The following is a 12,538-nucleotide window of genomic DNA, read 5'->3' as shown; positions in this document are numbered from 1 at the left end:
GGTGCGCCATCACCCGGAACCTGACACACGCGCAATCCCGATGGGTCATGGGCGCGGGCAGCAAACAGGAGGCTGGATTGAACTTAATATGTCGGTGCAATGTTCGAATCCGATGGCTGCTTTGATCTTGAGCGATACGGATCTCGAAGCGGTGACCGACACTAGATTCGGGGGATGAGATCAGGATGGCGGCCTTCTACCATGCTTCCTCCTGCAATGCTGAGGAGGCGCAGCAAGGTAGCACCGCAGTACCTGCTCGGTGGTCGCCGCGAGCAATGATGGGCCTTGGGCGATGGCCTGCTCTAGGGTCATGGGGCCGGGACAGAGGCTGAAGACGGCGTCGATGCCGATCGGATGCAGTTTGGTGATCCGCTCGCCAATACCGCCGACAATGGCGATGCAGGGGATGCCGCGCGCCTTGGCGCGCTCCGCCACGCCGGCTGGGGCCTTGCCGAAGGCGGTCTGCTCATCAAGCTGGCCCTCGGCGGTGAGCACCAGATCGGCGTCGGCAAGCTGTGCGTCTAAGCCGACGAGGTCCAACACCAAGTCCACCCCTCGGCGCAGTTCTGCGCCCAGAAACGCGTGCAATCCGGCGCCCAAACCACCGGCGGCACCGGCGCCGGCGAGATCCTTGACCTCGCGACCCAAGTCAGCGGCGATACGCTCGGCCAGATGGGTCAGGCCAGCGTCCAGGGACGCGACCTGTTCCGGCGTCGCGCCCTTCTGCGGACCATAGACCGCAGCAGCGCCCTTGGGGCCCAATAACGGATTATCGACATCGCAGATGGCCTCGCAGCGCACCTCGGCCAGGCGCGGGTCGAGTCCGCTGGCATCGATGCGGTGGATCTGGCTTAAGGCCCCGCCCACCGGCGCCACGGGCTCGCCTGAAGCGTCCAGAAAACGCACCCCTAGGGCTGCGGCCATGCCGATCCCGCCATCGGTTGTGGCACTGCCGCCGATGCCGATCAGGATGCGCCCTGCACCCAGATCCAGGGCGGCCCGGATCAACTCGCCGGTGCCATAGGTGGTGGTGCGAGTCGGGTCGCGATCTTCGGGGGCGAGCAGGGCGAGGCCGCTGGCGGTGGCCATCTCGACTGCCGCGAGTCCGAGTGCCGGAACCCAGCATAGGGCGGCCTCAACCCGTTCAGTCAAGGGTCCACGCACGTTAAAGACCTGCTCCTCGCCATGCAAGGCATCGATCAGGATCTCGGCAAGCCCGTCGCCGCCGTCCGCAACCGGAACCTTACAGACCTCCGCTCCCGGGCAAGCGGCGCGACCCCCTTGCTCCATGGCCAGGGCAGCCTGCAGAGCGGACATGCTGCCTTTGAAGGCATTGGGTGCCAAGACGATCTTCACCGGACCCTCCGCTGTTGCAAAAGAGGGCGTCAATCATAACGCCATGCGGCCGCTGGCAGTTTGGCTACGGGCCTGACCCTGAATCACCTAGACTACGGCTAGTGGCGACTTCGATGACTGGGATTTCACCAACATGACCTACTGCCTTGGACTTGTCGTTAACGCCGGCTTGGTATTGGCCTCTGACTCTCGCACCAACGCGGGCGTCGATTATGTGACCAGTGTGAGCAAGCTGCATGTGTTTCAGCCGGCTCCTGACCGACTCTTCGTGCTGCTCTCCGCCGGCAACCTGGCCTCGACCCAGGAGGTGCTGAACATCATCCGCCGCGATCTCGATCAGCCGCCCTCTGGGCTCAATCTGATGTCGGCCAATTATTTGTTCGAGGCTGCGGACTATGTGGGCCGAGTCAACCTCGCGGTGCAATGCGACCGCGGCCCAGCGCTTGCTGCCCATGGTGTCAGTGCGGAGACGACGCTGATCCTAGGTGGCCAGATTGCCGGGCAGCCGCCGGGGCTGTTTCTGATCTACCCGCAGGGCAATTACTTTGCTGCCTCGCCCGAGACCCCCTATCTGCAGATCGGTGAGAACAAGTACGGCAAGCCCGCCCTGGATCGCATTGCCCGACCAGAGCTGTCACTGGAGGATGCCGCGCGGCTTTGCCTGGTCTCACTCGAGGGCACCTCCCGCTCCAACGTCACCGTTGGCCCACCATTCGAGATCGCCATCTATCCCCGGGATAGCCTTGCGCTGAGCTATCGGCTCAAGCTGCCACAGGACTCGCCGCTGCTCGCCCAAGTGTCCCAGAGCTGGAACGCCGGTCTGCGCAGGGCCTTTGAGCAACTGCCGCGATTCGATTGGGAAGATCGGTGAGCCGGCTCAACAACTTTGAACAGGCGTTCAGTGCCGCACAGTACGCTGGCTCGTCGTCACTAAAGGCATTAGCAAGGGCATCGGCGGCGAGGCTAGGCCGCTTTGGGTGGTTCGCGCTGATGTGCTAGCTTAGCCCAGTTGCTGCCTGTTATGTAATCTTATTACATTTAACCGATGCCAACGCAGACGACAGATTCATCATTTGCGACACTGAACCTGTAGTCGGAAACGCCTATCATCGACGTTCAAGATCGATTCTGGGCACGCCTGGCTTCTGGCCTTGGCGTCACCTCTCCACCACCGCTGAGGAGGACATCATGGGACTGTTCGATTTTTTGAAAGGCAACGGGAAAAAGGTTTACGGTCAAGAGGCCGAAGCCAGCGAGAAGATCAAAGAAGAGATCGAGCGTGACAATCCCGGCATCACTGGGCTTGACGTCAATTACGAAGACGGTGTCGTCTCGCTGTCAGGCGAAGCGGCGAGCCCTGAGGCAATGGAAAAAGCCGTGCTCATGGCGGGAAACGTCCAAGGTGTCGGTGAAGTCAAGGTCGACAACCTAAAGGCCCCTGAGCAAACGGCAGTGGTCGATTACTACACCATTGAAAAGGGGGATAGCCTCTCGGCTATTGCGAAGCGTTTCTATGGTGACGCGAATGCGTACCCGCGCCTCGTTGAGGCCAATCGGGAGGTGATCAAAGACGCGAATCTGATCTATCCGGGGCAAAAGATTCGCATCCCCAAAGCGGAAGCCTGATCCCGCTTCACATTACGGGCGGCGCCTGCAAGTTGCGGGTTATGACAGCGGGGTCGCCGCCCTCACACCTCGGCCACATCGATCGTCTGGTGGATCGTCCGAACACTGCCGGATGCAAGCCGGTCTTTGGGCCTCGCCATCGGTTGTCGCGCTGCCGCCGATGCCGATCAGGATGCGCCCTGCACCCAGATCCAGGGCGGCCCGGATCAACTTGCCGGTGCCATTGGTGGTAGTGCGGGTTCTGATTATGATTATGATGAGGCAACGGCCATCACCAGGCCTGCGCGATCAGCTTGAGTGAGTTCGCGCCGCTGTAGTCTGACCTCTCCCGCTGCATGGGCTGAGCCATTCAGAAGATCGGGATGGTCGCGAAGCCCTTGGACTGATAGCCGATCTGTGAGACGAAGGTATTGCCGACAAAGTCGATGCCTGGGAGTAGGTTGCTGGGGGCGACCTTGAACAGCCGCGCGGCGACCGAGCAGGCCTCCATGTGCACATTCGGCTTGGCCTGCAGCGCCTTGATCTGCTCGGCGATGGCCTGGTATTGCGGTTCTTGATCCAGTGGAACATCGGTGTGCTCGGTCGAGATCAAGGGCAGCGAAGGTCCACGGAAAGTGAAGACCATCTCGGGCTCGACGCCTTGGCGCTTGAGGTCTTCATAGGTTTCGTCCATGACCTTCAGATAGAGGCTCAGCTTCTGCGGATTGCCGATATTGATGTCCCAGGCAACCTTACCGGTCTCGAGGCTGGCGAGTGCCCGGCTGTCGTCGGGCTTGGTGCGGGTTTCCTCGGCGGCGAGCGCTAGGCTGCTAGCCGATGCGAGCCCGAGTAGGGCAATACCAAGCGTGATGGCGGATAAGCGGCGGTTGAGATCATGTAACATCGCAGGATATCTCCAATGGTTGTGATGCTCAGGCAAGGTCATGCCCGAGCCTGGCGACATCGCCTTTGATGAGATCTCAAAGGTCGAGCGCCGTTGATGATCAGTTTGCGAGCGACTGCCGAGAATAACATGGCTTCTAGCGATTCCGAGACTGACCAACAGCACCCCATTTGGGAGCTGGTTTCGCTGTCCGATTATCGACCGCCCTCGGCGCCGACCGCGACCAGTGCGAGGCGTGGTCTCTTGTCGCTCAAACGATTGTTTGGTCGCGGCCAGCAAAAGCCGCAAGGGCCAGTCAAGAGCGAGCACGAATTGCATGTGCTTGAGCCCAAGCGCTTGGATGCGGTTGCCGGGGCGATTGATTGGCGGTCTGCCGCGCAGGTGTTGCAGTCGGCTTTGGAGCAGCGCTCGGCGGCCGATCCCGTCTGGCTGATCATCAGCCCGCCGGCGGCCGGTTTCGCGCGTCTGCTCGAGACCTGGGCTGTGCAACAGGAAGCCGCCTGTATCTCGAGCCCGAACGAGGAGATCCTGATGGGCGATCACAGCGGCTGGCTTGCGGACTTGCCCGACAGCGGCGCTCCTTGGGTGCTGCCACGGCTCGAGCGCTGTTGGCTGCGCCATCCGGCTGGGCTTGAACTGGTGCGTGACCTCTTCGATCGCCTGCTCAGCGGCAAACTGGGGTTCGCGTTGATCGGATGCGACAGTTGGAGCTGGGCCTATCTGCGCTTCGTGGTGCCAACCTCGATGGTGCGCGTCTTGACCTTTCAGGCCTTCGATGGCGAGCGCCTCGCCGCTTGGCTCGCCGAGCTGGCGGCGGCTGAGGATGGACATCCGTGCCGCTTTCGCCACGCCCAGAGCGGTAATCTCTTGCTCAGCGTCAACGACGATGAACCGCAACAGGGTGTCGGCACCGAATTGCGTTATCTGGCCGCGCAGAGTCGTGGCAATGCCGCTGCGGCGCTACGCCTCTGGCGTTCGCGGCTGCGCTCCGAACCGGAGGCGCCGGAAGCGACCGAGGAGGTCGATTTGGAACAGGATGTCGGCCCTGCGACGAGGATTACCAATAGGGCCACCGATACAACCACCAAGAGGACCACCGAGCAGGATGGCGCCGAGGTGATCTGGGTAGCCCCGGCGGTGGATCTGAGCTTACCGAGCGGCCTTGATGAGCCCGAAGCCTTGCTGTTGCACGCGCTGCTGCTGCATGAGGGTGTGACGGCGCCGACCCTGGAAACGCTGCTGCCGCACACCCGCTTTCGAACCCGTGCGCTCCTGCAGCAGTTGGCGGCGGCCGATGTGGTGATGCGTGATGAGGACGACGCCCGCTGGCGTGTCAGCGTCTTCGCCTATCCGGCGGTGCGAACCTTCTTGGCCGGACGTGACTTCCTGACGGATGACTGCTAATGCCTGAGTCGATGGACAATGACAAGCTCGCCGAGCTGTTTCGGCAACTCGATGCCAGTTTGGCGTTGGACCTAGCGCTGGTCGTGATCGGTGCTATCGCACTGATCATCAGCCTACAGAAGACTCTGCCCTGGCTCGCTAATCGGCTGCACGGCAAGAGCCGGCATCTGGTGCTGGCGATGGTGCCGCTGTTGCGACTCATCGTCGTCATCGGCGCCTTCCTGCTGGCGGTGCCAGTGCTGATCGAGCCCTCGCTGCAGAACATGGTCGCGATCTTAGGCTCGCTCGGCCTGGCGCTCGGTTTTGCGCTCAAGGATTACGCCAGCAGCCTGGTGGCGGGCATCGTTGCCGTGGGTGAGGCGCCTTATCGGAATGGCGACTGGGTGCAGATCGGCGATACCTACGGCGAGGTCAGGCATATCGGCATGCGCGCGGTCAATCTGGTCACGCCCGACGATAACCTGGTCTCGATTCCGCATCTGAAGCTCTGGTCTGAGTCGATCGCGAACGCCAACAACGGCACCCCGCAGTTGCAATGTACTGTGACTGTCTATCTGCAACCCTGCCACGATGGTGCCCGTATGCGCGAGCTCCTCTTCGACGTGGCGCTGACGAGCCCCTATCTGGCGCTCGCCGAGCCGATCGCCGTGGTCGCCGACGAGCAGCCTTGGGGCACCCGTTACCGCGTGCGTGCTTATCCGATCGACGCCCGCCAACAGTTTCGCTTCGCCACCGATCTGACGCTGCGCGCTAAGGCGGAGCTGTTGCGCCAAGGCTTTCCGTTGGCCGCCATTGAAGCGCGACCAGCACCCGATGCCGCCGCCGGCTAGCCGCTCAGCCGCCAGTGGCATTCATATGCCGGAAGATGATTGGCTTGGCCTCAAGGTCGAAGTCGTGCCCCTCTGGCTTGATGGCCATGGATTGGATGAGCGCGCGCTTGACTGCCTCGTCATCGAGTGGGTTCGCGCGCAGCACGCGGCGCAGGTCCATCGAATGCTCCTGTCCGAGGCAAAGCAGCAGCCGGCCTTCGGCGGTGACGCGGACCCGGTTGCAGCTGCCACAAAAGTTGTGACTCTGTGGTGAGATGAAGCCGATGCGCGTGTCCACGCCGGCAACGCGCCAGTAGCGTGAGGGGCCGCCGCTGTGCTCAGCGCTGGCGATCAGCTCGAGGTGCTTGCTGAGATCGGCGCGGATCTGTTCGCTGGAGTAGAAGGCCTCGGCACGGTCATGGTCGCCGATCACCCCGAGCGGCATTTCTTCAATGAATGAGATATCCAGCCCACGCGCGATCGCGAACGCGACCAAATCACTAACCTCATCGTGGTTGCGATGCTTCAGCACCACGCTATTCAGCTTGATACGGTCGAAACCTGCCGCGCGTGCCGCTTCGATCCCGGCGAGCACCTGCTCGAGATGACCCTTGCGGGTGATGGCGCGGAAGCGCTCCGGTCGCAGCGAATCCAGGCTGATGTTGATCCGGTTGACGCCAGCAGCCTTCAGCGGTTTGGCGAAGCGCGGCAACTGCGTGCCGTTGGTGGTCAAGGTCAGCTCTTTGAGACCAGGCAGAGCGCCGAGTGCCTCGAACAAGGTCATCACATCACGTCGTACCAATGGCTCGCCACCGGTGACGCGCAGCTTGGTGACGCCGAGCTCGGTGAAGCAGCGGCCGAGCCGGGCCATCTCCTCGAGTGTCAGCACCTGTGCGCGCGGAAGAAAGGCCATGTCCTCGGCCATGCAGTAGACGCAGCGCAGATCACAGCGGTCGGTGACCGAGAGGCGGACATAGGTCACATGGCGACCGAAGCGATCGATCAAGGCAGGGCGTTCTGTGGACATGTGATTGGCTCTTGGGACAAACAGGGGCTCGCCTCGAAAGATGACCCGAGGACGAGCCCGCATGGCAGGGGCAAGCTCGCTGCAAGCGGGCCCAGTTGGTCGGCGCTAACCAAACAGGTTAGGGTGATGAGGGCCGCAGAACCCTAAGGTCCGGGGATTCTGCCCCGAAATCTGGTCAAAGCACAAACAAACAACGCCAGCGAGCAAGGGGGATTGGATGCGATGACTGCGAATGAGGTTTTTGATCGGCTGTTGCATCTTGGCGGCTCTCTTGATCACGCGCAGCCCGATTGCCCAAACTGCGATTGCCCAAACCTTGACTGACCAAACTGGTTGATGGCCTGGATGAGCATGCGGAAACCGGGCCTAGCCCTGGATCTGAACCTAGATTGGCGACGCGATTTCTCATGAGTGCATTGCAACAGCTCATCGACCAGCTAACCGACAGCTACTGGGAACTGCTGGCCGGGCTGCTGATGCTGGTCTTGGCGTGGAAGATCGGCTCGCTGATCGTTGGCAAGCGGCCTCTGGCTGAGCACCTGCCGCTGTTGACCGCACTTTTGGATGTGCTGCTGTTGCCCATGTGGGTGATCATCACGGGCGGGCTTTTGCGTTATGCGCTGCGCCTGTTTGAGCTGCCGGGTTTGATCGCACCGGTGCACTGGTGGACGGATTTATTCGTGCATCTGGCGGCGGCCTGGGCGATTGGGCGCGTCATCACCGTCGTCGCCAAGGAGCGGCGCCGGCGCAAGCATCGCAATGAGCAGATTCCAAAGCTGATCGAAGCCCTGCTCTCGGTTACGGTGCTGCTGATCGCGGTCGGGCTGTTCATGTGGCAGCAGGGCTATTCATTCACCGGCGTTTGGGTCTCGACCGGCGTGGCTGCCGGCGTGATTGGCCTCGCCCTACAACGCACCCTGGGTGATCTGTTCGCTGGCGTTTCCTTGGGCATCGAGCGTCCGTTCCGAATCGGCGATTGGCTCGAGCTGCCGGAGGAAAAATTGATCGGCCAGGTGGTTGATCTGAATTGGCGAGCAACCCGGCTCCGGGGTTGGGACAATGCCACGGTGGTGATCCCGAATGGACGCATGGCGAGTGCCTCGATCAAGAACTACTACAGTGATCACCACCTCTACGCGCCTTGGTATTTCGTCAATATTCCAGGTGAGGTCTCGCCGCGGTTTGCCGCGGCCATGTTGCTCGATGCGGCGATGCGCTGCGATAGCGTGCTGAAATTTCCGAATCCGGTGGTGCGCCTGGCGGACGCCTCAAAGATGCCCTACAGCTACATGGTTTGGGTGCACCTGAAGAACTACCCCTCGATGTTTCGTGCTCGGGAGGAGCTCTATCGCGAGATCCACTTGGGGCTGCAAGAGGCGGGGATCGAGGTCTCGCCCGAGGTCACCGAGATGCGCACCCGGCGCGCGCATAGCAACCGCGCCGAGCCGCCGACGGTGGCGCTGGCCTTGCGCAGCTTGGATGTGGCTGGAGCCCTGAACGAGGATGAGCTGAATCAGCTCGCGGCGCGCAGCGAGTATCGGTATTTCGATGTTGGCGACCAGATCCTGGCCGAAGGCGGGGTCAGTGACGCCTTTTACGTCATCATCGGAGGGCTGGTCGACAGCGCGATCCGGCTGCCGGACGGCTCGCCAAAGGTGGTCGAGACCCTTGGGCCAGGGAAGCATTTTGGGATCTCGGAGATGCTGACGACCCAGCCAAGCTTCTTGGAGTTTATCGCCAATACCGATGTCACCCTGATTCGGATCGATCTGGATGCCGTGAGGGCGTTGATCGCACAGCGCCCGGAGCTTGGCGAGTACCTGGCGGGTATCGTGAAGACAAGGCTCGATGCCGCCGATGCGGCCCGCGTCGCCAGCCGGCGCCCGGTGCGCCGGCTCTCGCTGCGTGATGTGCGCGATGGCATCGAGCGCCGTCTTCGTGGTCATCGTGGCGTCTCGCGGGGTTAGCCCGCGATGGACTGGTTATAGCCATTAGCCCTGATTGCCAGACTCAGAGATGGCGCTAGCTTTCAGTTGGCGTGAATCAGCTGTCTGGATATCAGGTGCGATGGCTATAAAGGCCCTGCTGAGATGCCGCTGAGCGCAGGCGGCCGGCGTCGGTGGGCCGCCTGCTGTGCAGACTATTCCTGGCCTTGCAGGTTGTCGAGCTTAGCCTCAAGGGCGTCGATCTGCTCCCGCATGGATTCGGGCAGCCCGTCCTTCAATTCGACGAGTTTTTCCATCACATCCTCGGCTGAGCCCAGCTCATGCTCATCCAGATAGGTGTTCACCTCGTCGATCAACGTCTTGATTTCGGTCTCGGTGCGCCTGCCCAGCATCTCGGTTTGATCCTCAGCCGTTCCTGCGGCCTCGGAGATCGCTTCCATGGCCTGATGACCGGCCTGTGAAGCATTCTCCATTGCTCCTTGCGCCTGCGCTTTGATGGTATCCATCGCCGATCCACTGCTTTCGGTCGAGACTTCGCTGGCAACTTCGCCGTGATCGGTGAGGTCTTCACTCGAGGCGTCATCTCCGTTGCCACCGTCGCCACAGCCACCGAGGCTAAGGCTGAGCGCTGCCAAGAGAGAGTAGATCAATCGTTGTTTCATGGGGTATGCCTTGATGGGTTGATTCAATCATGGAGGTTTCAGGCCCCGATTGGGGGAGGAAACCCTAGCGCAGTCGCCGCAGGGATGCATCCGGTTTTATGCGGGTTATCAGGTTGAAATCCGGCGTTGCTTTCTATAGCGTTCGGACTGTCCTGCTGGGGGTGCCTGCATCCGTGGGCTGAGAGAGTCCCCTAACCACCTGATCCGGTTCGCACCGGCGTAGGGAAGCCAGGACGAGCGCGCAGTTGCTGCCTGCTCGTTTCCGCTCCTCGCACGCTGGTTCGCCATCGTTCCTAGGAGCCGATATGAGTGCCATCCCCGAAGCCTTCCTCGAGACGACCGCCCGCTTGTCTGATGAGGTCACCCGTCCGTTTCCCGCCTCGCGCAAGTGCTATGTCACCGGCTCCCGGCCTGATCTGCGCGTGCCGATGCGTGAGGTCGCACAGACCCCAACGCTGACCAACGAGGGCCGCGAAGAGAATCCGCCGATCTACGTCTACGACACCTCCGGCCCCTATTCGGACCCGGAGGCGCGCATCGACCTGATGGCTGGCCTACCCGAGGTGCGCAGCGCCTGGATCGAAGAGCGTGGCGATACCGAGCTGCTCGATGGCCCTAGCTCTGGCTTCGGTCGCCGGCGCCAGCAAGATCCCGTGCTGGCGCATCTGCGCTTCGAGCACCTGCGCACGCCGCGCCGCGCCAAGCCCGGCCGCAATGTCACGCAGATGCACTATGCGCGCCGGGGCGAGATCACCCCGGAGATGGAGTACGTCGCCATCCGCGAGAACCTGCGTCTCGATGAGCTGCGCGCCGATCCGCGCTACGCCAAGCTGTTGCGCCAGCATCCGGGTCAGTCGTTCGGCGCCAACCTGCCGGAGCGGATCACGCCCGAATTCGTGCGCGCGGAGGTTGCCGCCGGGCGCGCCATCATCCCGGCCAATATCAATCACCCGGAGCTGGAGCCGATGATCATCGGCCGCAATTTCCGGGTGAAGATCAACACCAACATCGGCAACTCGGCGACGACGTCTAGCATCGAGGATGAGGTCGAAAAGATGGTCTGGTCGGCGCGCTGGGGTGGCGATACCCTGATGGATCTGTCGACCGGCCAACACATTCACGAGACCCGCGAGTGGATCTTGCGCAACGCGCCGATGCCGATTGGGACGGTGCCCATCTATCAGGCGCTGGAGAAGGTCGACGGCAAGCCCGAGGAACTGACCTGGGCGCTGTTCCGCGACACCCTGATCGAGCAGGCCGAGCAAGGCGTCGATTACTTCACCATCCATGCCGGGGTGCTGCTGCGCTACATCCCGCTCACCGCCGAGCGGCTCACCGGCATCGTCTCGCGCGGCGGCTCGATCCTGGCCAAGTGGTGCCTGGCGCATCACCAGGAGAACTTCCTCTACACCCACTTTGCCGAGATCTGCGAGATCATGCAGGCCTATGATGTCGCCTTCAGTCTCGGCGATGGGCTGCGTCCGGGCAGCCTGGCTGATGCCAACGATCGCGCCCAATTCGCCGAATTGGAAACCCTCGGCGAGCTGACCCAATTCGCCTGGGAGCAGGATGTGCAGGTGATGATCGAAGGGCCGGGGCATGTGCCCCTGCAGATGATCGAGGAGAACGTCACCAAGGAGCTAACGGATTGCTTCGAGGCGCCGTTCTACACCCTCGGGCCGCTGATCACGGACATCGCGCCGGCCTATGATCACATCACCTCCGGCATCGGCGCGGCCAACATCGGCTGGTACGGCACCGCGATGCTCTGCTATGTCACGCCCAAGGAGCATCTCGGCTTGCCGAACAAGCAGGATGTGCGCGACGGCATCATCACCTACAAGATCGCCGCCCATGGCGCCGACCTCGCCAAGGGCCTGCCTGGGGCGCAGATCCAGGACAACGCGCTCAGCAAGGCGCGGTTCGAGTTCCGCTGGGAGGATCAATTCAACCTCTCGCTCGATCCCGATCGCGCGCGGGAATTCCATGATCAGACCCTGCCGCATCAGTCGCACAAGGTCGCGCACTTCTGCTCCATGTGCGGGCCGCACTTCTGCTCGATGAAGATCACCCAGGACGTGCGCGACTATGCCAAGGCGCGCCAGCTCGAGGATGCCGAGCAAGCTATCGAGGTGGGCCTGCAGGAGAAGGCGCAGGAGTTCATCAGCACCGGCGCGAAGATCTACAACGAGGTTTAGGCCATGATTAGGCCATGAAGCGACTCAAGATCCTCATCGAAAAGCACGCCGACGGCCTCTGGTGTCAGCTCAGCGGCGGGGTGAAAACGGACGGATTACGGAATATCACCGGCGTCTTTGTGCCAGGATGCCGGAACCGCCTTCCAGCAGCGCGCACAACGCATTCAGGCTCGGTAGATCGCGACGGCGCTCCTCCAGCCGTTCTCGCGGAAACAGCGCCGCATAGGCCACAGGATCGCAACGGTCGATGTTGTATCGGTGATCGAAGCGTTGCTTGCAGTCTGAGGACCGCAGCGGGACGTGCTGATCAAGGATCGCGAGCAGCAGACCTTCAAAGCAGGGTGCGGACCAGACAAGTTGGAGCCGATGTTGCTTTGCCTTCTTGAGGTACGCCGGTGAGCAATCGAGATCCGCATCGATCAAGGCGACAGCGATATCGTAGCCCCCAGAGCGGGCGCCTGCCTGCCCGATCGCGTAGTCGATGACATGCTGAGGTCCCTTGCCGCGCGCGTTGCGGACCGTAACCGCCACGCCGCGATGGCGCGGTGCATAGAGGCCTTTCAGGTAACGCAGAAAGGCCTCGTCGGAATCGCCTTCACCAACAGCGAGGACGGTTGTCTTCGCTTG

12 protein-coding genes and 1 riboswitch are annotated in these 12,538 nt (G+C 62.0%); of the genes, 6 read left to right on the top strand and 6 right to left on the bottom strand.

Annotated elements, in window-relative coordinates; genetic code table 11:
- Positions 1 to 180: 180 nt before the first annotated feature.
- The gene (locus tag VBE63_RS20115) at positions 181 to 1,356 is read right to left on the bottom strand and encodes a glycerate kinase (protein WP_323684804.1); all 1,176 of its coding nucleotides are present in this window, start codon (positions 1,354 to 1,356) and stop codon (positions 181 to 183) included.
- A 133-nt stretch (positions 1,357 to 1,489) separates the two neighbouring features.
- Here VBE63_RS20115 and VBE63_RS20110 point away from each other — a divergent pair, with 133 nt between their 5' ends.
- Together VBE63_RS20110 and lysM are read left to right on the top strand one after the other, a co-directional pair.
- Complete coding sequence (locus VBE63_RS20110) at positions 1,490 to 2,227, top strand: 20S proteasome subunit A/B (protein ID WP_323684803.1); 738 nt, start codon at positions 1,490 to 1,492, stop codon at positions 2,225 to 2,227.
- Between the two features lie 317 nt (positions 2,228 to 2,544).
- Positions 2,545 to 2,982, top strand: a complete 438-nt coding sequence (gene lysM, locus VBE63_RS20105; protein ID WP_323684802.1) for a peptidoglycan-binding protein LysM — start codon at positions 2,545 to 2,547, stop codon at positions 2,980 to 2,982.
- A gap of 39 nt (positions 2,983 to 3,021) precedes the next feature.
- Here lysM and VBE63_RS31510 read toward each other — a convergent pair whose 3' ends face one another.
- Both VBE63_RS31510 and VBE63_RS20095 read right to left on the bottom strand, forming a co-directional pair.
- Positions 3,022 to 3,228 carry a glycerate kinase gene (locus tag VBE63_RS31510; RefSeq protein WP_416274603.1) on the bottom strand — a complete coding sequence of 69 codons (207 nt, stop codon included), beginning with the start codon at positions 3,226 to 3,228 and terminating at the stop codon, positions 3,022 to 3,024.
- Between the two features lie 103 nt (positions 3,229 to 3,331).
- The gene (locus VBE63_RS20095; RefSeq protein WP_323684801.1) at positions 3,332 to 3,865 is read right to left on the bottom strand and encodes a hypothetical protein; all 534 of its coding nucleotides are present in this window, start codon (positions 3,863 to 3,865) and stop codon (positions 3,332 to 3,334) included.
- 129 nt (positions 3,866 to 3,994) lie between these two features.
- Between VBE63_RS20095 and VBE63_RS20090 the strand changes: the two genes are divergently transcribed.
- Both VBE63_RS20090 and VBE63_RS20085 read left to right on the top strand, forming a co-directional pair.
- On the top strand, positions 3,995 to 5,269 hold the full coding sequence (locus tag VBE63_RS20090) for a hypothetical protein (protein WP_323684800.1): 1,275 nt from the start codon (positions 3,995 to 3,997) through the stop codon (positions 5,267 to 5,269).
- Complete coding sequence (locus VBE63_RS20085; protein WP_323684799.1) at positions 5,269 to 6,099, top strand: mechanosensitive ion channel family protein; 831 nt, start codon at positions 5,269 to 5,271, stop codon at positions 6,097 to 6,099. Before VBE63_RS20090 ends, VBE63_RS20085 begins: the two co-directional genes overlap by 1 nt.
- 4 nt (positions 6,100 to 6,103) lie before the next feature.
- On the opposite strand, the gene moaA is transcribed toward VBE63_RS20085, so the two are convergent.
- The gene (gene moaA, locus VBE63_RS20080) at positions 6,104 to 7,105 is read right to left on the bottom strand and encodes a GTP 3',8-cyclase MoaA (protein WP_323684798.1); all 1,002 of its coding nucleotides are present in this window, start codon (positions 7,103 to 7,105) and stop codon (positions 6,104 to 6,106) included.
- Between the two features lie 407 nt (positions 7,106 to 7,512).
- Between moaA and VBE63_RS20075 the strand changes: the two genes are divergently transcribed.
- Positions 7,513 to 9,072: a mechanosensitive ion channel family protein gene (locus VBE63_RS20075; RefSeq protein ID WP_323684797.1), complete on the top strand. Its 1,560-nt coding sequence runs from the start codon at positions 7,513 to 7,515 to the stop codon at positions 9,070 to 9,072.
- 173 nt (positions 9,073 to 9,245) lie between these two features.
- On the opposite strand, the gene VBE63_RS20070 is transcribed toward VBE63_RS20075, so the two are convergent.
- Positions 9,246 to 9,713 carry a hypothetical protein gene (locus VBE63_RS20070; protein ID WP_323684796.1) on the bottom strand — a complete coding sequence of 156 codons (468 nt, stop codon included), beginning with the start codon at positions 9,711 to 9,713 and terminating at the stop codon, positions 9,246 to 9,248.
- Between the two features lie 147 nt (positions 9,714 to 9,860).
- Positions 9,861 to 9,956: riboswitch (TPP riboswitch) on the top strand.
- A 62-nt stretch (positions 9,957 to 10,018) separates the two neighbouring features.
- Between VBE63_RS20070 and thiC the strand changes: the two genes are divergently transcribed.
- The gene (gene thiC, locus VBE63_RS20065; protein WP_323684795.1) at positions 10,019 to 11,911 is read left to right on the top strand and encodes a phosphomethylpyrimidine synthase ThiC; all 1,893 of its coding nucleotides are present in this window, start codon (positions 10,019 to 10,021) and stop codon (positions 11,909 to 11,911) included.
- Between the two features lie 105 nt (positions 11,912 to 12,016).
- On the opposite strand, the gene VBE63_RS20060 is transcribed toward thiC, so the two are convergent.
- Positions 12,017 to 12,538: RloB domain-containing protein (locus VBE63_RS20060; RefSeq protein WP_323684794.1), on the bottom strand; the 522-nt coding region annotated here is incomplete at its 5' end.

This window comes from Lamprobacter sp., assembly GCF_034860625.1.
Taxonomy (GTDB): Bacteria; Pseudomonadota; Gammaproteobacteria; order Chromatiales; family Chromatiaceae; genus Lamprobacter.
Note: the sequence above shows the minus strand (reverse complement) of the source record. Positions and strands in the feature narration are given on the sequence as shown.

Coding starts and splice junctions, on each gene's coding strand:
- lysM (WP_323684802.1), top strand. CDS start 2,545: ATGGGACTGTTCGATTTTTTGAAAGGCAACGGGAAAAAGGTTTACGGT.
- VBE63_RS20095 (WP_323684801.1), bottom strand. CDS start 3,865: ATGTTACATGATCTCAACCGCCGCTTATCCGCCATCACGCTTGGTATT.
- VBE63_RS20090 (WP_323684800.1), top strand. CDS start 3,995: ATGGCTTCTAGCGATTCCGAGACTGACCAACAGCACCCCATTTGGGAG.
- VBE63_RS20075 (WP_323684797.1), top strand. CDS start 7,513: ATGAGTGCATTGCAACAGCTCATCGACCAGCTAACCGACAGCTACTGG.
- moaA (WP_323684798.1), bottom strand. CDS start 7,105: ATGTCCACAGAACGCCCTGCCTTGATCGATCGCTTCGGTCGCCATGTG.
- VBE63_RS20070 (WP_323684796.1), bottom strand. CDS start 9,713: ATGAAACAACGATTGATCTACTCTCTCTTGGCAGCGCTCAGCCTTAGC.
- thiC (WP_323684795.1), top strand. CDS start 10,019: ATGAGTGCCATCCCCGAAGCCTTCCTCGAGACGACCGCCCGCTTGTCT.
- VBE63_RS20110 (WP_323684803.1), top strand. CDS start 1,490: ATGACCTACTGCCTTGGACTTGTCGTTAACGCCGGCTTGGTATTGGCC.
- VBE63_RS20085 (WP_323684799.1), top strand. CDS start 5,269: ATGCCTGAGTCGATGGACAATGACAAGCTCGCCGAGCTGTTTCGGCAA.